Source organism: Dokdonia sp. Hel_I_63 (assembly GCF_007827285.1).
In the GTDB taxonomy this organism is placed as follows: domain Bacteria; phylum Bacteroidota; class Bacteroidia; order Flavobacteriales; family Flavobacteriaceae; genus Dokdonia.
In genome coordinates this window covers 591057-610757 of record NZ_VISD01000001.1, presented here as the reverse complement: position 1 = coordinate 610757, position 19701 = coordinate 591057, and the positions used below count along the sequence as shown (strand labels likewise).

At 36.9% G+C, this 19701-nt stretch carries 15 protein-coding genes; 8 read left to right on the top strand and 7 right to left on the bottom strand.

Features of this window, described 5'->3' with window-relative positions:
* Positions 1-161 precede the first annotated feature (161 nt).
* From JM84_RS02745 to JM84_RS02735, 3 genes are all read left to right on the top strand, one after another.
* Positions 162-797, top strand: coding sequence for a viroplasmin family protein (locus JM84_RS02745; protein WP_013750597.1), 636 nt, complete (start codon positions 162-164; stop codon positions 795-797).
* A gap of 208 nt (positions 798-1005) precedes the next feature.
* A complete protein-coding gene (locus JM84_RS02740; protein ID WP_013750598.1) occupies positions 1006-1938 on the top strand; it encodes a PfkB family carbohydrate kinase in 933 nt (310 codons plus the stop codon).
* A gap of 42 nt (positions 1939-1980) precedes the next feature.
* Positions 1981-3879: an amidophosphoribosyltransferase gene (locus tag JM84_RS02735; RefSeq protein ID WP_144782625.1), complete on the top strand. Its 1899-nt coding sequence runs from the start codon at positions 1981-1983 to the stop codon at positions 3877-3879.
* Between the two features lie 517 nt (positions 3880-4396).
* Here JM84_RS02735 and JM84_RS02730 read toward each other — a convergent pair.
* Positions 4397-5005, bottom strand: coding sequence for a superoxide dismutase (locus tag JM84_RS02730; protein ID WP_013750600.1), 609 nt, complete (start codon positions 5003-5005; stop codon positions 4397-4399).
* Positions 5006-5270: 265 nt separating this feature from the next.
* Between JM84_RS02730 and JM84_RS02725 the strand changes: the two genes are divergently transcribed.
* The 5 genes from JM84_RS02725 to JM84_RS02705 all read left to right on the top strand — a co-directional run bounded on the left by JM84_RS02725 (position 5271) and on the right by JM84_RS02705 (position 15423).
* Positions 5271-8411 (top strand): UvrD-helicase domain-containing protein, encoded by a 3141-nt coding sequence (locus JM84_RS02725; protein ID WP_013750601.1) that lies wholly within the window; start codon positions 5271-5273, stop codon positions 8409-8411.
* 23 nt (positions 8412-8434) lie between these two features.
* Entirely contained in the window at positions 8435-9628 is a 1194-nt protein-coding gene (gene kbl / locus JM84_RS02720) for a glycine C-acetyltransferase (protein ID WP_013750602.1), read from the top strand.
* A 118-nt stretch (positions 9629-9746) separates the two neighbouring features.
* A complete protein-coding gene (locus tag JM84_RS02715; protein ID WP_013750603.1) occupies positions 9747-11162 on the top strand; it encodes an OmpA family protein in 1416 nt (471 codons plus the stop codon).
* 63 nt (positions 11163-11225) lie between these two features.
* The gene (locus JM84_RS02710; RefSeq protein WP_013750604.1) at positions 11226-13922 is read left to right on the top strand and encodes a PD-(D/E)XK nuclease family protein; all 2697 of its coding nucleotides are present in this window, start codon (positions 11226-11228) and stop codon (positions 13920-13922) included.
* A 283-nt stretch (positions 13923-14205) separates the two neighbouring features.
* Entirely contained in the window at positions 14206-15423 is a 1218-nt protein-coding gene (locus tag JM84_RS02705; protein WP_144782623.1) for a site-specific integrase, read from the top strand.
* A gap of 169 nt (positions 15424-15592) precedes the next feature.
* On the opposite strand, the gene JM84_RS02700 is transcribed toward JM84_RS02705, so the two are convergent.
* The 6 genes from JM84_RS02700 to JM84_RS02675 form a co-directional block, all read right to left on the bottom strand.
* Complete coding sequence (locus JM84_RS02700; RefSeq protein WP_013750606.1) at positions 15593-15910, bottom strand: DUF6730 family protein; 318 nt, start codon at positions 15908-15910, stop codon at positions 15593-15595.
* On the bottom strand, positions 15907-16776 hold the full coding sequence (locus JM84_RS02695; protein WP_013750607.1) for a relaxase/mobilization nuclease domain-containing protein: 870 nt from the start codon (positions 16774-16776) through the stop codon (positions 15907-15909). Before JM84_RS02695 ends, JM84_RS02700 begins: the two co-directional genes overlap by 4 nt.
* Complete coding sequence (gene mbpA, locus JM84_RS02690) at positions 16773-17069, bottom strand: mobilization protein MbpA (RefSeq protein WP_013750608.1); 297 nt, start codon at positions 17067-17069, stop codon at positions 16773-16775. The genes JM84_RS02695 and mbpA overlap by 4 nt, the downstream gene beginning before the upstream one ends.
* A gap of 80 nt (positions 17070-17149) precedes the next feature.
* Positions 17150-18007, bottom strand: coding sequence for a toprim domain-containing protein (locus JM84_RS02685; RefSeq protein WP_013750609.1), 858 nt, complete (start codon positions 18005-18007; stop codon positions 17150-17152).
* Between the two features lie 240 nt (positions 18008-18247).
* Entirely contained in the window at positions 18248-19432 is a 1185-nt protein-coding gene (locus tag JM84_RS02680) for a VapE domain-containing protein (RefSeq protein ID WP_013750610.1), read from the bottom strand.
* Positions 19433-19443: 11 nt separating this feature from the next.
* Positions 19444-19692 carry a helix-turn-helix domain-containing protein gene (locus tag JM84_RS02675; RefSeq protein WP_013750611.1) on the bottom strand — a complete coding sequence of 83 codons (249 nt, stop codon included), beginning with the start codon at positions 19690-19692 and terminating at the stop codon, positions 19444-19446.
* Positions 19693-19701: the final 9 nt, after the last annotated feature.

Genomic DNA, 19701 nt, shown 5'->3' with positions numbered 1-19701 from the left:
TATACTCTATTTACTGAAGAAAAACAAACATATCTAGGGGTTGAAGAAAACAAAGGTTTCAGTACTAATGAATATGTTTTCTATGTGTCACTATTAATATTAGTATTTTACTACTTATTCATTTTCCTAAGGAAATATCGAAGCACTAAGAATTAAAACAAATGGCAAAAACAAAAAAATTCTATGTAGTCTGGGAAGGTAAAAAACCTGGTATCTATGATTCTTGGAAGGAATGCAAGAAGATGATAGATGGTTATGCCGGTGCAAAGTACAAGAGTTTTGAAACCTTTGCCAAAGCAAAAAACGCATATAACGGAGACTATAACGACTTTAAAGGCTCCTCAAAAAAGAAAAAAGTACTCTCCGCCGAAGAAAAAGCCAAATATGGCTTCCCCAACCTCTACTCTATTGCTGTAGATGCCGCAAGTTCTGGTAATCCAGGCATCATGGAATATCGCGGGGTAGATACTCAAACGGTAAAACAACTCTTCCACCAAGGGCCTTTTAAGCAAGGAACTAACAATATAGGAGAGTTTCTCGCACTCGTGCACGGTCTAGCTTATTTAAAAAAAATAGGTAGTGACCGTCTTATTTATAGTGACTCTCGAATAGCAATAGGCTGGGTAAAAAAGAAACATTGCAAGACCAACCTCAAGCAAAGCCCAAAAAATAAAGATGTATTTGAACTGATAGCGCGCGCAGAGCAGTGGCTTAAAAAAAATACCTACATCACTACGATTGTGAAGTGGGAAACCAAAGCCTGGGGCGAAATCCCAGCAGATTTTGGGAGGAAATAAGTGTCAGTCTAAAAACGGAAAAAAAGAGAATTTACACAATAGCAATTTCGGCTTTCCTTACAATGCTAGTCATCAAAAACTGGGATGCTATAAAAAGTTTTATTGCTAATTTATTTACGTAGTTGAAATTACATTTTTTCGCGAAAGCGGTCTCCTTAAAGTTGAGTTGTCAAACATTCAAAACCGTATATTTGCACAAAAATTATAGATGAGTAAATTGGTTATTGTTGGTTCTTGTGCATTTGATGCAATAGAGACACCTTTTGGAAAAACAGATAAAATTATTGGAGGAGCTTCTCCTTATATAGGACTTGCTGCGGCACAGTTTGATAATGTTGATCCAGCCATTGTTGCCGTTGTAGGTGACGACTTCCCTCAAGAGTATCTTGATTTTCTTGCAGAAAGAGGAATTAATACAGACGGAATAGAAATAGTAAAAGGTGGTAAAACATTTTTCTGGAGTGGTAAGTATCACAATGATATGAACTCTAGAGATACACTTGCTACAGAACTTAATGTACTAGCAGATTTTTCTCCTAAGGTTCCTGCTTCACATAAGGAAGCACCTATTGTAATGCTAGGTAACTTACAACCGCAAGTACAACTTAGTGTCATAGAGCAAATGGATGTAAAACCTAGGCTTGTAATACTAGACACAATGAATTTCTGGATGGACATCGCGCTAGATGAGCTTAAGACTACGCTCAAAAAAGTAGATGTTATCACTATAAATGATGAGGAAGCACGCCAGTTAAGTGGTGAGTATTCACTTGTAACTGCTGCTAAGAAAATCCACGAGATGGGACCTAAGTATGTAGTGATAAAGAAAGGAGAACACGGAGCTCTTATTTTTGAAGGAGATAATATGTTTTTTGCCCCTGCATTACCACTTGCAGATGTTTTTGACCCTACGGGAGCTGGAGACACCTTCGCTGGAGGATTTGCTGGCTATATAGCTCAAGCAGGAGACACTTCATTTGAAACGATGAAAACGGCTCTTATTTATGGCTCTTGCCTTGCCTCCTTTACGGTAGAAAAATTTGGAACAGAGCGTTTACAATCTGTGACGCCAGAAGAAATAAAAGAGAGACTGCATCAGTTTAAAAACCTTGTGCAATTTGACATAAACATAAACAACTAAACCCTGCGCTCCATTTTTGGAGCGCTTTTGTTTTTACAAGCTATGAGTGACGCTATCAAGCATGAATGTGGTATTGCAGTTATAAGACTAAAAAAACCACTTGAATTTTACAAAGAGAAATATGGTACTGCTTTTTACGGGGTAAATAAGATGTACTTAATGATGGAAAAGCAGCACAATCGTGGTCAGGATGGTGCAGGTTTTGCTAGTATAAAACTAGATGTCGCTCCAGGGCAACGATACATATCTAGACAGCGATCTACAGCACAACAACCTATACAAGATATTTTTGCAGAAATTAATGGTCGTATAAACGAGCTTATGACTGCAAATCCTAATAAGAAGGATGATGTAGCCTGGCAGAAGAGTAATGTTCCTTACATAGGAGAGTTGTTACTAGGTCACGTACGTTATGGAACCTTCGGGAAAAATAGTGTAGAGAGTGTACACCCATTTTTACGCCAGAATAACTGGATGCACCGTAACCTCATCGTTGCAGGTAACTTTAATATGACTAATGTAAATCAGCTTTTTGATAAGTTGGTTTCTTTAGGGCAGCATCCAAAAGAGCAGGCAGACACCATTACAGTAATGGAAAAGATAGGCCATTTTCTGGATGATGAAGTTGGAAAACTTTACAAGAAGTTAAAAAAGGAAGGATTTAATAAACAACAAGCTTCTCCTCAAATAGCAGAAAGACTTAAAGTAGGTAAAATACTTAGAAGAGCCTCAAAAGATTGGGATGGTGGTTATGCAATGGCTGGACTTTTAGGTCATGGTGATGCTTTTGTTTTAAGAGATCCTGCGGGAATAAGACCTGCATATTATTTTGAAAACGATGAAGTAGCTGTAGTAGCTAGTGAGCGTCCTGTGATACAGACAGCGTTTAACGTGCCTTTTGATGAAGTAAAGGAATTAGATCCAGGGGCTGCCGTAATCATTAAAAAGAATGGCACACTTACCATACAGCAAATTATAGAGCCATTAGAACGTAAGGCATGTTCTTTTGAGCGTATTTACTTCTCTAGAGGTTCTGATGCAGAAATCTATAAGGAGCGCAAGATGCTTGGACGTTTATTAATGCCTCGAGTACTTGAAAGCATTAATCACGACACCAAGAACTCTGTGTTCTCCTTTATTCCTAATACCGCCGAGACCTCTTTTTACGGTCTTGTAGAGGCTGCACAAGACGAACTTAATAAGCAAAAAGGACAAAAGATTCTTGCTGCCAAGGGAAATCTAAATGAAAGCGAACTAACAGAGATTCTCTCACAGCGCTTACGCACAGAGAAAATCGCTATAAAAGACGCTAAGCTTCGTACGTTTATTACAGAAGATAGTAGTCGTGACGACCTAGTAGCGCACGTTTATGATGTGACCTACGGTGTTATTAAGCCAGAAGACAAGCTTGTAATTATAGACGATAGTATTGTACGCGGTACGACTCTTAAAAAGAGTATCATCAAGATGATGGCTCGTTTAAATCCTGCTAAAATTATTGTTGTTTCCAGCGCTCCTCAAATACGATATCCAGATTGCTACGGTATCGATATGGCGCGACTAGAAGATTTCATTGCTTTTAGAGCCGCAATTGCTTTACTTAAAGAGAATAATAAGGAGCATCTTATCAAGGATGTCTATGATAAGTGTAAGGCACAAGTAGATCTAGATGACAAGGAAGTAAAGAACCACGTTAAAGAAATCTATGCTCCTTTTGAGCAAAGAGAAGTGTCTAAAAAAATTGCAGAATTACTTACGGATAGCTCGGTAAAAACAGAAGTAGATATCATCTATCAAACGGTAGAAAACTTGCATAAAGCGTGTCCTGATAATCTTGGAGATTGGTACTTTACTGGAGACTATCCTACGGCTGGAGGTAACCGCGTTGTAAACAAAGCATTCATTAATTATGTAGAAGGAAATAAAGAGAGAGCCTACTAAAAAATGTGCTTTTCGTCTTAAAGATATCACAATTTGAATATTAATTGTGTATTTGGTCTAAAAATAATGCCTTTGGTCTAAAACATACTGCCATTTAGTAAAACCCTCTTATATTAGCATTGCCATAGCATAAGTAGGTTAAGTTCATGGTAGATTTGGGGCAAAAAAAGGTGGATCTTTCCACCTTTTTTTATGCCTAATATTTACGGGTTTTATGATCTCATTAATTAGACTTTAATTAGGATCAATATTATAATTTAAATCTGATTGAAAAAATTTAGTCCTTCTCGACAAATTGTATCTTCTTGTTAATGAGCTTTAGAAACCAATTGAGTAGCGCTCAGGGTATTTTTTATTTAATACAAGATATATTCATTTTGATATTAGGATTTCACATCTTTAGAAATGAATAAGAAAGTTTGTACAAGAATTTATAGAAAGAAATTACTTACAATTTTATTGCATGAAAAAGCCCACTCGAAAAGTGGGCTTTGATAACTATAACAAGTATTATTACTTATTTATTCTGAGCGTATAATGCAGACACTTTTTCCCAGTTAATCACATTAAAAAATGCGTTTACATAATCTGGACGTCTGTTTTGATAGTTTAGGTAGTATGCATGTTCCCATACATCAAGACCCAAGATTGGAAAACCTCCGCACCCTACTTTAGGCATAAGTGGGTTATCTTGATTAGGAGTTGAGCATACCTCAACTTTACCACCTTCGTGTACACAAAGCCAAGCCCATCCTGAACCAAATTGTCCTCCTGCTGCAGATGAGAATTTATCTTTAAAAGATTCAAAGTTTCCGTAGGCAGCATTTATTGCCTCAGCTAGTTCTCCCGTAGGTTCTCCTCCACCGTCTGGAGACATTACTTCCCAAAAAAGTCTGTGGTTGTAAAAACCTCCACCGTTGTTACGCACAGCAGTGTTAGACATATCTAAGTTTATAAGTATATTTTCTATCGTTTTTCCGCTAAGGTCAGTTCCTTCGATAGCAGTATTAAGTTTTGAAGTATAACCAGCGTGATGTTTCCCGTGGTGTATCTCCATTGTTTTTGTGTCTATATTAGGCTCTAGTGCGTCCTTGGCATATGGTAATTCTGGTAACGTAAATGACATTTCTTTTTCGTTTTTGGTTAAACTTCTTTTTAGATTTTAACAAAGTTACGCAAAGTAAGCTACTCTTTATGTTATAGATTTCTTATAAAAACTAGGTTTTGCTTTCGCGAAAGCAAAAAATGTATCTATTTATTCTTCGTGATAGTCGGTAGAAATAGTTGTTCTAAACTTAATTCAGTCATTTGTAAAATCTATTAGATGATGAAAAGATTATTAAGAAAATAACAATACCCTCTTTGTAAGTGGCTTTTCCTATCTTAGTACTATGACCGAAACAAATACGTTTATCGTACTTAATGCTTCTGCGGGATCTGGAAAAACATACAGTCTCGTAAAGCAATATATTACTACACTTCTCAAGAGCAATGATGCTAATAAGTTTAGACATCTTCTTGCTATAACCTTTACAAATAAGGCGGTAGCCGAAATGAAAAATCGTGTGCTAGACACGCTCAAGAATATAGGTCATTATGAGCCTGGCAATAAAAAACCAGATATGATAGACGATTTAGTTTCATCTAGTGGATTATCTGAGGATGTAGTCATAAAGAAGGCTAAAGAAATACTCAATCGCATACTACATAATTATGCTGCCTTTGACATTGTAACAATAGATACGCTTACACATAGAATCATCCGCACTTTTGCAAAAGATCTAAATATCTCTAGTAGTTTTGAGGTTTCTCTGGATCAAAAGACACTCAATGCTCAAGCAGTAGATGCCCTCATTGCAAAGGTGGGTATAGATGATGAGATTACTAAAGTTCTAATAAATTTTGCTTTGGAAAAAGCAGATGATGATAAGAGCTGGGACGTTGCTCGAGATTTACTCGAAATAGCAAATTTATTACACAATGAAAACGATCTTAAGGCGCTAGAGCTTATAAAAGACAAGTCTCTTACAGATTTTGACACATTAACGAGCTATTTGCAAGCTCAGATTAAGTCACTTTCCTCTGCACAAAAACAGCTAGGAGAGGATCTTATAGCATTGATTCATGAACTCGGATTAGATCAAAAAAGCTTTGCAAGTGGATATTTTTATAAATTCATGCTCCAAGTTGCAAACGGGGTACAGGGACTTCCATATACAGGATCAGCTTATAAAGATAATATTACGTCTTACACCTTTTATACAAAGACTCAAAAAGACCATATCAAAGCTACCATAGATGGTCATCGGGATCATTTTATAGCAACGTTTTTGAAGCTTAAGGAGCTTGCTTCTAAGCAGAATATGTTAGAATCTTTTAGATCTAAGATTATCCCACTTTCTGTATTACACTTGATTAAAAAAGAGCTAGAGCTTATCAAAGAAGATGAAAATGTGTTACTCATCTCAGATTTTAATGCGCTTATAGCGCAGTCGCTCAAAGATCAGCCTGCAGCTTTTTTATATGAAAGACTTGGTGAGCGGTACACAAATTATTTTATAGATGAGTTTCAAGATACATCGGTAATGCAATGGGACAATTTAATCCCGCTTATAGATAACACCATAAGTAGCCAGGCAGAAGATACTGTGGCAAATTCTTTGTTACTTGTAGGAGATCCCAAACAAGCAATCTATAGGTGGAGGGGTGGAGAAGCAGAGCAATTTATAGCGTTGAGTAATCAAATAAACCCCTTTTCAACCCCAGCAACTATAGACCGCCTAGAGACTAACTATAGAAGTAGCGCCGAAATTATAGACTTTAATAATCAGTTTTTTACACATCTCTCGAATCATTTTAACAACGAGTTATATCGCGAAATTTATTATAAAGACAACTCACAACAAACTAATAGCAACACAGGCGGCTTTGTCTCTCTTGAGTTTTTAGAATATGATAATAAAGAAGAAGCAAATGAAATATATCCTGCGCGCATTATTGAAATTATAAATGAAGCTACTAGCCAAGGCTACTTACATAGTGACATTTGTATACTTACGAGAAATAATATAGATGGCTCATTAATAGCAACTGCCTTACAAGAGGCAAATGTAGAAGTTGTGTCTTCTGAGAGCTTGCTAATCTCAAACTCTAGCACAGTACAATTTATTCATGCATTTGCAACAATGCTCTCCTACCCTAGTCAAATAGAAAATAGATTGCCTGTACTTTACTTTTTGACGACTTACTTTAATGTGGAAGACACGCACTCATTTTATAGTATTAATACCTCATGTACATTTTTAGAATTCATTGAGCATTTACAGCGATTTGATGTTTTTGTGCACATTGACTACATGCAAACGCTACCTCTCTATGAATATCTGGAATCGATAATAAGATCTTTTAACCTCACAGCAATTTCTGATGCTTACGTAGTGGCTTATCTTGATCTTGCTTATAGTTACTCACAAAGTAAAAGCGGTGGCATCCTTGGTTTTATCGACTATTGGGAAGAAAAAAAGGAGAAATCTAGTATTGTTGCTCCAGAACAGGACAGTGCGGTACAGACTATGACCATCCATAAGTCTAAAGGATTAGAATTTCCTATTGTTATCTACCCATATGCAAGTTCAGATTTATATAGAGTACGAGGAGAACACCAATGGTATCCCATAGATGATCTAGCTTTTGGAGGATTTAAAACGTTGATGGTTCCCCATAATAGTGCTCTTAAAGATTTCGGTGAAGCTGGTAAAATGCTATATGAGACTAGAAATAATGAGCAGCAATTTGACACCATTAATGTCTTGTACGTTGCACTCACAAGAGCCGCAGAACGATTATATGTGTTGTCACGCTTTCGCGAAAGCAAAGAAAAAGTAAATACCTACAGTGATTTGTTTATAGATTATCTTAAAACAAATAATTTATGGAATGAAGATCAACATACCTATACTTTTGGTAAAGAAACACCTGCAAAGAAAGAAGACAACAAGACAGATTACAACTCATTTGTTCCTTCCTTCATCTCTACCTCAAAAGAAGAATTGGGCATTCAGATCATCACTCAGGCTACTTTTTTATGGGATGAACAAAAACAAAATGCTATTACCTATGGTAATCTCATCCATGAGCTAATGGCTCAGATTAATAGTTACACAGACGTCCAGCATGTACTAGAAAATGCCGTAAAGCAAGGTATTGTCCCAGAAGAAGGATATGAAACCATCAATAATGTTCTTCGCAGTATTACGAGCAATCAACGACTAGCAGATTATTATCAAGATCAAAATACGGTTTACAACGAGCGAATGATTTTATCTAGTGATGGTTCATTTTATATACCAGATAGAGTGGTTGTATTGCCTAATGGTGATACCACAATTATAGATTACAAAACAGGAATGCACAATCCATCACACAGTAAACAGATTTCTATGTATGCAAAGCTATATGAAGAAATGGGTTTTAAAGTAGCTAATAAATTTCTAGTATATATAGATGCCACTGTAGATGTAATATCTGTTTAATACCTTTGTAAAAAATCAAACACATGTACGGTAATATTCAACAATATTTACAAAAAGAACTTGCTGAAATCAAAGAAGCAGGGCTATATAAAAAAGAACGTATCATCACATCTGCACAAGATGCTGTGATTACTATTTCTACAGGAGAAAAGGTTATTAACTTTTGTGCAAATAATTACTTAGGACTTTCTTCACATCCAGAGGTAATACAAGCGGCTAAAGACACTATGGATACGCATGGCTTTGGTATGAGTTCTGTGCGCTTTATTTGTGGTACTCAAGATATACATAAAGAACTAGAACAGCGCATTGCTAAATTCTATGGTACAGAAGATACCATTTTATACGCCGCCGCTTTTGATGCAAATGGTGGGGTTTTTGAACCACTACTAGGCGCAGAAGATGCTATAATCTCTGACTCTCTTAACCACGCGTCTATTATTGACGGTGTGAGGCTCTGTAAAGCTGCAAGATATCGTTATGCAAATAATGATATGGCAGACCTAGAAGAGCAACTTAAAAAAGCAAATGAAAACGGTGCTCGTCATAAAATTATTGTGACAGATGGTGTATTCTCAATGGACGGACTGGTTGCTCCATTAGATCAAATTTGTGATCTGGCAGATAAATATGATGCACTAGTAATGATAGATGAGTGTCACGCAACTGGGTTTATAGGTGATCGTGGTATAGGAACTCTTGAAGAAAAAGGTGTTTTAGGGAGAGTAGATATCATCACCGGAACATTAGGAAAAGCACTCGGAGGTGCAATGGGTGGATATACTACGGCAAAGAAAGAGGTAATCGAGATACTGCGCCAGCGTAGCCGTCCTTATTTATTCTCAAACTCTCTAGCCCCTGCTATCGTAGGCGCTTCTATCAAAGTGTTTGACATGCTAGAAAAAGACACCTCTCTGAGAGATAAGCTTGCTCATAATACTGCATATTTCAAAAAAGGAATGCAAGACGCTGGATTTGATATAATAGATGGTGAGTCGGCTATTGTGCCTGTTATGCTTTATGATGCGCAGCTATCTCAAAATATGGCAGATGCATTATTAGAAGAAGGAATTTATGTAATAGGTTTTTTCTTCCCTGTTGTTCCTAAAGGTAAAGCTAGAATAAGAGTACAACTAAGTGCTGCACATACTATTGAACATTTAGATACTGCTATCAACGCATTTACTAAGGTTGGGAAAGCTTTAAAAGTGGTTTAATCTAGCCTTAGCCCTTGTAAATAAGGGGCATTAGGAAAATTTTAGTACATTTACCTTTGTTGATTAATTTTAACAACTTACTTTTGACATCAATTAACACTTAATTTAATACTAAACAATGAAACATCTTAGCAGATTTTTAGTTGCAGCGCTTATGATTCTAGCTGTAGGATCATCAGTAAATGCACAAGACGCAAACAACCCTTGGGGCTTCTCTATTGGAGTTAACGCCATCGATACGTATCCAGTAGGAGATGCACTTGATGGAGTTCCTGGTGCAGGAGAAACAAGAGGAAACCTTTTTGAAGAATTTTATAATGTAGAAGATCACTGGAGCATTCTTCCATCGGTTTCATACATTAATGTATCTCGTTACTTAGGAGATGGATTCGTATTTGGCGTTTCTGGTTCTATTAACAGAATTGAAAAACTAGGTGATTCAAGACCTAGAAATGAATTACAGTATTACGGTGCAGATGGAGATTTTTCTTATAGTTTAAGAGATCTTATCAACGGTGAAGGTGGATGGTTTGATCCTAGTATTTCAGTTGGTGCTGGTTATACTTGGGTTGAAAGTACGCTTGATGGAGATCTTGATGGTTTCGGTACAGCAAATGCTGCAGCGGGTGTAAAAATCTGGTTAGGAGAAAACATCAACGTTGGTGTTCAATCTAAATATAAGCATGCTTTTGAAGACGAAGGAATTAAGCACTTCCAACATGTTGCAGCTATAGGTATTGTTTTCGGAGGAAAAGATACTGACGGTGATGGTATATATGATAAAGAAGACGCTTGTCCTGAAGTTGCAGGTTTGCCTGAATTTAACGGTTGTCCTGATTCTGACGGAGATGGTATCGAAGATTCTAAAGATGCTTGTCCTACTGTTGCTGGTCTAGCTGAGTTTGATGGTTGTCCTGATACTGACGGAGACGGAATCCCTGATCCTAAGGATGCATGTCCAACTGTTGCTGGAGTAGCTGCTTTAGGTGGTTGTCCTGATGCTGATGGTGACGGAATCAAAGATGCTGATGATGCTTGTCCTAATGAAGCTGGACCACGTTCAAACAACGGGTGTCCTTTTGAAGATAAAGATGGTGACGGTGTTCTTGACAAAGATGACGAATGTCCAGATGTTGCAGGAACTGTAGCAAATAATGGATGTCCTGAAGTATCTGTTGAAGTTCTTAACGAACTAAACTTAGAAACTAAAAAGGTACTTTTTGATTACAATAAAGCATCTATAAGAACTGAATCTTATGCAACTCTTGATAAAGTAGCATCAGTAATGATGGAATACCCAACAACTCGTTTCCTTATTGAAGGTCACACTGATGATAGAGGTCGTGATGCTTATAACTTAGATCTTTCTGATCAAAGAGCAGCTTCAGTAAGAAGTTACTTAACAGGAAAAGGAATCCCAGCTGCTCGTTTAGAGTCTAAAGGATTTGGTGAGGCTAGACCAGTTGCTTCAAATAAAACTGCTGCAGGACGTCAAGAAAACAGACGTGTTGAGCTTTCTATTCTTGAGCAATAGAAAATAAGATTTTTATAATCTTAAAAATGCCTCGCAATTGCGAGGCATTTTTTATTTTAGACTATGCAAACTTTTATTGACGTAGTACTTGATAAAGAACAAGGTTCTGAAAACGAGAATATCATTTATATCCTTCCTAGCCGACGTGCTGGTAATACATTAACAAAAAAAATAGCTTCTCGAGCTATCACTACTTCATTTGCTCCCAAAGTTTTTTCAATAGAAGAATTTATTAGTCATGTTACCGGTTTAAAATCTGCAAGTAATATTGACCTAATATTTATCCTATTTGAAAGCTATAAAGAAGTCGTATCTAAGGAAAAGCTTGCCGATTTCCAGACGTTCTGTGGATGGGCCCAATCCATTTTAAGTGACTTTAACGAGATTGACAGATTTCTCTTAAATCAGTCAGATGTGTTTAATCATCTAAAGGATATTAAAGAACTCTCAGATCACTGGTCTTCCTCAAAGAATGAATTAGTACTCAACTATATAGATTTTTGGAATAGCTTATTTGACATCTATACGGTCTTTTGTTCAAAATCATTAGATAAAGGTGCGGTACATCAAGGTTATGTCTACAGACAAGCTGTAGAGACTATAGAGCACTATATACATTCGTCACCTAATGTTAGACATGTGTTTATAGGATTCAACGCTCTAAATACTGCTGAACAACAACTCATCCAAGCTTTACTCTCAGAGGGCAACGCAGAAATATACTGGGATACCGAAAAATCATTTTTAAATAACCCCTTTCATGAGACTAACTCGTTTGTAAAAAACTATAAATCAAAATGGTCATACTATAGCTCAAATCCATTTAACTGGACCTTTGACAATTACAGCTCTCATAAAAATATCGCTACATACGCATGTTCTCAAGATATTTTACAAGCTAAAACATTAGGAACCATTCTTTCTAAAATCTCAAGTCAAGAACTATCTAACACTGCGATTGTATTAGGAGAGGAATCTCTTTTATTACCCGTTCTTAATGCCTTGCCTCGCACTATACAAAAGGTGAATATTACTATGGGGTTACCTTTGAGCAAGACACCCACAGCTTCCTTTTTTGACCAGCTTATTACCTTAAAAAAGAATCCTCATAAAAATGGTTATTATTTTAAGGATGTTTTAAATATTCTTCGCAATCCATTATCTGTTTCGCTGTTAGGGTCACAGACAGAGTATTTAGAGCATGAAATTATAACTAATAATCTTATATTCATTAGTGTTCCTCGGCTTGCTGAGCTTAGCGGTGATAGCGCAAATACTGTTTTCAATTTGCTATTTAAAACTTGGAATGAAAACCCTAAAGATGCTGTGATAAATTGTATACGTATCATAGAAGCACTGAGGGAGTTATTTGATACTGGTAACAACACACTACAGCTTGAATACATTTATGGTTTTTACGTAGCATTTAATAAGCTCAAGCAGCTTATGGATGCGCAGGATCATATTAAAGATATACCAACGTTCATTCACTTTTATAGAGAAATATTATCGTCAGAAACTATTGATTTGAGAGGTGATCCTGAGCAAGGTCTTCAGATTATGGGAGTATTAGAGTCAAGGGTTCTTGATTATAAACATGTCATTATAACCTCTGTAAATGAGGGAATATTACCTTCTGGTAAAAGTCAGAACTCATACATCCCTTATGACTTAAAAAAGCTCTATAATTTACCTACCTACTCAGAGAAGGATGCGGTTTATGCATATCACTTCTATCATTTATTACACAGAGCATGCACTGTAGATTTATTATATACAACACATAGTACTGGTTTAGGTAGCAGTGAAAAAAGTCGATTTATAAGACAAATAGAAGAGGAAGGTATACACAATATAAAGAAACACGTCGTTACTCCATCTACAATTAAGATTGAAGAGCGATTGCCTCACATTCCTAAGGACACAGCTATTATTGATTCTCTTAAGAACCTATTTAAAAAAGGTATTTCACCCTCTGCGCTCACGACGTACTTGAGAGATCCTATCGTGTTTTATGAACGATATGTTCTCGGCATCAATTCGAGCAATGAAGTAGAAGAAACTGTGGCAGCAAATACCATGGGTACCATAGTTCATAATACACTTGAAGAATTATATAAACCCCACGTAGAACAACAATTAACTGTTACCATCATTGAAGAATTACTTACAATGATAGAAGTTGAAGTTCGCAACCAATTTAAACTAGTATATGGTCTCAATCATATCACTGAGGGTAAAAATAAGATTGTCTATGCGATAGTAACTCGTTATGTTGAGAATTACCTCAAAAGAGAAAAAGGACTCCTTAAAAAGGGTGATATAGTAATTATTAAGTCTGTAGAAGATGATTTAAGAAACATACAACTTACAGAGGATATATTTTTAAGAGGAAAAGTAGACTTAGTAGAACAACGCAATGGCAATGTTAATATCGTAGATTATAAAACTGGAAAAGTAGCACAGAAGGATTTAAACCTCTCTGCCTTTAATGATTTACTATTGCCAGAAGGGAAGTTTGAAAAAGCTTTTCAAGTATTGATGTATGCTTACATGCTTAGCAAGAAAAAACCACTCGATTTCCCAGTAAGCGTTGGTATCATATCTTTCAAAAATTTACAATCAGGATATCTTCCATTTCGATATAATAAAAATGAGCAGGTCACAGAGGATACACTTTTGGAGTTTGAAGTAGTTTTAAAATCCCTTATAGCAGAGATACTCAATCCAGAAATTCCATTTGCACAAAGAGAGTTGTAGGGCATTTATGCTTTCGCAAAAGCGTAAAAACCAACAATATTGCAAATAAAAAAGGCATTTACAGAAACCCTGTAAATGCCTTTATATCTTGGTGGAGAATACCAGATTCGAACTGGTCACCTCTTGCCTGCCAGGCACACGATAACCATCTCAATTAGTTTCAAAACACATCATAATTTATTGATTATCAGTATTTTAATTAATTTTGTGCACAATTGATATCTTTTAATATCAGCTATATGCGTGCAAATTGCGTGCAAATTTTTATTACCTTTAGTTTGTAATGAATACAAATATTAAAATATCATTGGATAAGAGGAGGCAGAAAAAAGATTCCTCCTACCCTATTATTTTGAGATTGACTCACTTTCGAAAAACAACATCAATAAGCTTGGGTCATTCCGTCCAGAAAGAGTTTTGGGATGATAAAAATGAGAAAATCAAGCGTGCATTCAAGGGGACAAATTCGGTTAGTAAATTAAATAATCAGTTTTTAAAAGAAAAGGCTCGGGCGGTAGACATCATCGACGCTCTGAATGAAAAAGAAGAACTTGATCATTTATCAATTGTTCAACTCAAAAGCAAGATTGTAAAAATTACGTCTTATGAGTCTTTTTTTGTATACGGAAAAATGCTCGTGGACGAAATGAAAGCAGCAGACCGTTTTGGAAATGCCAATACCTATTATGCTGTTATAAAGGTTCTTGAAAAATTTACTAATGGCAACGATCTCAAATTCAACGAGATCAATTATGACTTTTTAAACAAATTTGAAAGATGGCATTATTCAAGAGGAAATTCAGTGAATAGTCTTTCAACATATATGAGAACAATAAAAGCCATTATAAATGTAGCAATCAGATCTGATGTCCTATCTAAAGATGCTTATCCTTTCACAAACTATAAAATTAGAACAGCTCCAACCGAAAAAAGAGCTCTTGATATCACTAGTTTAAAATCCATAATGCTCCTGGATCTTGAGGAATCTGATAATCTCTTTCATTACCGCAATTATTTTTTAGCCTCATATATGCTCTATGGTATTTCGTATATGGATCTGGCATTCTTAACAACTGAAAATATTATTGATAACCGCATTAAATTTCAAAGAAAAAAAACGGCTAAGCCTTATGATATAGGTATAACTGAGCATTTAGGGAAAATACTTTCATTCTATTTAAAAGATAAGAGTAGCTCAGATTTTATTTTTCCAATCATAAAAAGAGATACATTCGAACTTCAGTATAAAGATGTGTTGTGGGCTCGAAAGAGATATAATAAAGGCTTAAAGGAAATTGCAATAAAATGCAAAATTAATCAACGCCTCACCTCATACGTATCTCGTCATAGTTTTGCAACTCAAGCAATGCTACAGGACGTACCATTACAAGCTATATCAGCGATGCTAGGACACAATCGGTTATCAACTACTCAAATTTATCTAAAAACCTTACCCAATGAAATATTAGATAATTACAACAGAGATCTAGTTGATATATAACTTTAAGAAAAAAGGAAGTTTTACTATTGAATTTTATGATTCTCCTTTAATCAAATTGATAGCCCCCAAATCTACCAAAACTTACCTGCGCGTGGTTCCTGTGCTGTTTTTATAGTGTTCGGGTTGATAAGCGTGAAGTAAAAACAGCATAGGGCGCACTTATGGGTGTTCAATGAAACAGCAATAGGTAGCCTATTAAAAATGCCATTGAAAGAAAAAGAAGTAGCGTCAAAACAATCAACCAGTTAGGATATAGTTTTGCCGACTTTATTCTATTATGCATATTCTCTAATTGAGTTTGTTGCTCATTTGATCTTTCGATTACAATTTTCAAATGTTCACTTAATAATTTCTCGATGGCAGAGCTATCTGCCTTGACACGAACATCCTTCAGGTTTTCAGAAACTTTCTCAAGCCTGTCTATTTGTTCCTTAAAGGTTTCTAGTTCCTCAACAAGTAATTGTGATATGGTTTCCAGTCGTGTCATATTCCCATTCCTATTTGAATTGATTTTTTGATTGCTTTTGTGATCAGCTTCTTCCCTATTGCCGTAATAAGATTTGTTGACAGTGGAAGTGAAACTCCTTTAAGTAGAATACTATTAGTACTTTTATTGATTACATTTTTATAAGTATTACTGTCTATAGCCGAAAGCAATTTACCTCCTGACATCGAGCGATGAACTTCACTCGCTTTAAAGCTTTGACCTTTATATTCAAAACGAAATCCTTGTAACTGTTTTGATTTGTTGATGCTAGGAATCACTTTGACCTTTAGTTTGTTCATTGCTTTGATATACTGATCCAAGTTTTTAGGCTTTACCTTTTCTAAAGTATCGTTATGGATATTTCGAATCTGCTGTCGAATCTTTTTTGATTCCAAAGCTTTGGTCATTTGCACCTCTTTTACTGTGGTCAGCCCGAGTTTCTTTGCAGTCCGTTCTGCAGCGAGCTGGCTTCTTTTGCCTATAAAGCTATCGTTGTACGCCTTTCCATTAAGGTCAATCCTATTAACATAGAGGTGGATATGTTTGTGTGCCTTGTCCAAATGAACAAATGCAATGGCCTGCCGATCTCCAAGTTTCATCTGCTTCATAAAATTAGCTGTGATTTCCTTGAGAGAATGCCTGTCCAATTTTTGGCCATCTTCTATTGTGGGGCTGATTATAAAACTGAGCGTGTTGCGCTTACAATTGCAATTGAGGGCTTGAACACTTTTGAACTCCGCAGTGACTTCTGTAGGATCTTCTGAGGTGAGCAGATGTGAGTATATCGTCTCCGCACCTTTTTCTTTATCCTTGCCGTAAGCAATGGAAGCCCTAGTGCTCGATATGGAGGTTGCCTTTGCAATCATCCCGTAATCTTTTTAAGGTGAAGTCTAATTTCATTGGCCAGGTTCACTACTTCGTCAGAGAGCTTTGGATTATTCTTTTTGTACATATTCCCAATTCGCTTAAAGTTGTTATGATATTGCACCATCATCTTATAGATGGATATATGCTCTTCGCTCATACGCTCGGTGAGTTGCTTTTCCATCAGGGTATCTCTACAAAAAGCGCTCAAAGTGGTTCCCGCCTGCTTCGCTTTTACTGCAAGCAATCGCTTCTCGTAGACGGTACATCTAAATTTTATAACGGCTCTTTTCATTCCTTAAAAACTTTGCGACCTTCGGGAGCAAAGCAAGATTTGTGGCCACAGGCACACATCTTGCTTTGCTTCGCGCTGTGTCATTTTACCCTGTTCACGATCCAATCATTGAGGTCATGATAATCAGTGTATAAATCAGATCTGTCTATTGTATTTGTATGCCTGTTCAATAATTTTGAGGTTGCCTTTCTGCCAGCTTCATCCCTGTCTAGATAGAGTGCTACATTTTCAAATTCCCTTATGATCGGAAATGCTTTCTCCAAAAAGGAAATGGAATTAAGAACCAATATTGACGCCTCCTTTAAATAGTTCAGTTCCTCTTTGACCAGTGAAAGCAGGTCGAACATTCCCTCAACCACGGCCAGATTTTTACTTCCTTTTTTCAAGATTAGGGTTATATCCTTTGGGGACGAACCGTTCTTACAGTATGCATTTCTCAGCTCCCATCCCTCTGACCGGTTTTTCAGACCGATGGAATAATAGGATCGGCCAGACCATACATAATGAACCTCTCTGCAATATCTTTTTGCGATATTTATTGGGATTTTCCGCTCACTCAAATACGTTATCAAATTTGAATTTTCAATCTCTTTGACCTCTGTAATTTTTAGCTTTCGCGAAAGCGTACTACTCAACTTTAGAATGGGCGCTGTTGTTTGAAAATCTAAGTGTTTCAAAAAATAAAGTGCAGTTCCTACTGAACACTCTTTAATCTTACAAACCAAATCGATACAATTCCCGCCAATGCCTTCTCCGTGATCGTACCACCTGTTGAGCGAAAGAGAAACTTTGAAGGATGCTTCTGTTTCTGACCGAAATGGACTCAGGTACCAGGCTTCCCTTTCCGACTGGCGTTTTGGAAAGTGTCCTAGAACAGCCAACATCTCTACAATAGAGATATCGCGGGCTTCCTTACAGGATAGTTTTATAGTTTTCATCTGTGAATAGTTTAAAATTGCTAAAACATCTTACCATCTTACCCAGCCTTTTGTTTACAGGGGTTGATGGTTCTTAGGACTGTTTTTTCATCTTACCCATCTTACCACAGTTGTGTGGTAGGTTAGGTAGGTTTGTGGTAAGATGGTTATTGAACATCCTACCACAAATGGTGTTACTGTTTATAGGACTTTAGAAAATTTGTGGTAGCATGGTAAGAGGATTTGCTCTTTTTTCTTTCATCAGCCTATTTCATAGGGCGAGTCCTTAAAGTTCCGTTTGGCCAGATAGCCATAGATTCTTCGCTTGGGATGTTTGACCCTCTGGTATCCAAACCCCGAAAGCGCACGGCCCAAGTTGACCTGGCTGATCCTAATGTTGAGACAGTTCAAACTCACCATAATATCCGTGGCGGTTACAAAATCCTTCTCTTGATCTGACTTCAAATAGTATTTGGCGATGAGTTCCTGTTCGGTGGTCATTTTAGTATACCGCTGGTTGCGCTCTTCGTTCTCATTTACATCTTGGACGGTAAGTTCTGGGTTGAAACTTTTGTCGCTATACGCTAGATGGTACGCTTGTGTCCAAACGTTTTTGATATCTAGGTCCTTTTTATAGTCAAAGTTGATGGGTTGCATCAGCTCAAAACAGAGCCATCTCACGGAACCCGTTTCGTCATTGAGAAAAGAGGACATATTGGTCGATCCCATAAACGAGCAGATTCTGGGCAGGATGGTGTTCTTTCTGTCATATGGTAATCTTTCGTTGATAAACGTTTTTGAGAAAAAGGCCTTTAGCGCATTCACATCGTTCTTTGAGAGTACCGCAAGCTCATCAAGGTTATAGAGAAAATTCCGGCACAACTGGATACGTGCATCCTTATCGCTATTGATATCCTCGGCCATATACTCTGACAGCTCTGGCGGGCACAGGAAACGGCACCAAGTAGATTTACCGGAACTCTGCCCGCTATGGCTTATGATAAGTGCCTGCTTATTAAAGTAACCGGGTTCCAGGGCACACTTTATGGCACGCACCAACCATTTCTTAAAATGATAAACAAACGCTTTATTGTCATACACCGGCACGTAGGATGCTAGTTTACCGATGTGGTCAAACCCATCCCAGGCACTTAGGGATTCAAAGTACTCTCTAATCGGATTATATTTAGGGATGAGTTCAGACTTGATGAGGATTTCCAGCTTTGAGGTGCTGATGTCGATCCCAGCTTTGGTGAGCTCGATAATAAGTGAATTGAGATTGATATACTGCCATTGTTTCTTTCCTCGCATCGAAATCTGGAAATCGTGGGAAATCTCATTATAGTAGATGTCATATTTTTCCAGAAGGTACTCTATGGTATAATCATAGATGGTCTTTTTCTTAGGGTCTGTAACTGTGTAGAGCTGTGAATGGATCGCTTTCATAACCTTTGCAATTAGCCGTCCGTATGATGAAGTTTCTGCTCATTGCGCAGTAACCATCTGTCTATCTTTCTACGTTCGAAGTAGATCATTTTCCCGTTGGGTTTGGAGTGTGGGATCTTGCCCGAGGCGGTCAGTTTGTAGAGGTAGCTTCTGGATATTCCGGTATAATCACAGGTTTCCTCAAGGGTAAGTACTTCCTTGCTTCCTATCAATAATTTTTCGAGACGGTCCAGCCGTTCGAGTATCAAAAAATTGTCCATTTGATTTGT

Excerpts from the sequence above, each read along its gene's own strand:
- JM84_RS02715 (WP_013750603.1), top strand. The coding sequence starts at position 9,747 with ATGAAACATCTTAGCAGATTTTTAGTTGCAGCGCTTATGATTCTAGCT.
- JM84_RS02735 (WP_144782625.1), top strand. The coding sequence starts at position 1,981 with ATGAGTGACGCTATCAAGCATGAATGTGGTATTGCAGTTATAAGACTA.
- JM84_RS02700 (WP_013750606.1), bottom strand. The coding sequence starts at position 15,910 with ATGACACGACTGGAAACCATATCACAATTACTTGTTGAGGAACTAGAA.
- kbl (WP_013750602.1), top strand. The coding sequence starts at position 8,435 with ATGTACGGTAATATTCAACAATATTTACAAAAAGAACTTGCTGAAATC.
- JM84_RS02705 (WP_144782623.1), top strand. The coding sequence starts at position 14,206 with ATGAATACAAATATTAAAATATCATTGGATAAGAGGAGGCAGAAAAAA.
- JM84_RS02685 (WP_013750609.1), bottom strand. The coding sequence starts at position 18,007 with ATGAAAACTATAAAACTATCCTGTAAGGAAGCCCGCGATATCTCTATT.
- JM84_RS02725 (WP_013750601.1), top strand. The coding sequence starts at position 5,271 with ATGACCGAAACAAATACGTTTATCGTACTTAATGCTTCTGCGGGATCT.
- JM84_RS02730 (WP_013750600.1), bottom strand. The coding sequence starts at position 5,005 with ATGTCATTTACGTTACCAGAATTACCATATGCCAAGGACGCACTAGAG.
- JM84_RS02745 (WP_013750597.1), top strand. The coding sequence starts at position 162 with ATGGCAAAAACAAAAAAATTCTATGTAGTCTGGGAAGGTAAAAAACCT.
- mbpA (WP_013750608.1), bottom strand. The coding sequence starts at position 17,069 with ATGAAAAGAGCCGTTATAAAATTTAGATGTACCGTCTACGAGAAGCGA.
- JM84_RS02740 (WP_013750598.1), top strand. The coding sequence starts at position 1,006 with ATGAGTAAATTGGTTATTGTTGGTTCTTGTGCATTTGATGCAATAGAG.
- JM84_RS02675 (WP_013750611.1), bottom strand. The coding sequence starts at position 19,692 with ATGGACAATTTTTTGATACTCGAACGGCTGGACCGTCTCGAAAAATTA.
- JM84_RS02710 (WP_013750604.1), top strand. The coding sequence starts at position 11,226 with ATGCAAACTTTTATTGACGTAGTACTTGATAAAGAACAAGGTTCTGAA.
- JM84_RS02680 (WP_013750610.1), bottom strand. The coding sequence starts at position 19,432 with ATGAAAGCGATCCATTCACAGCTCTACACAGTTACAGACCCTAAGAAA.
- JM84_RS02695 (WP_013750607.1), bottom strand. The coding sequence starts at position 16,776 with ATGATTGCAAAGGCAACCTCCATATCGAGCACTAGGGCTTCCATTGCT.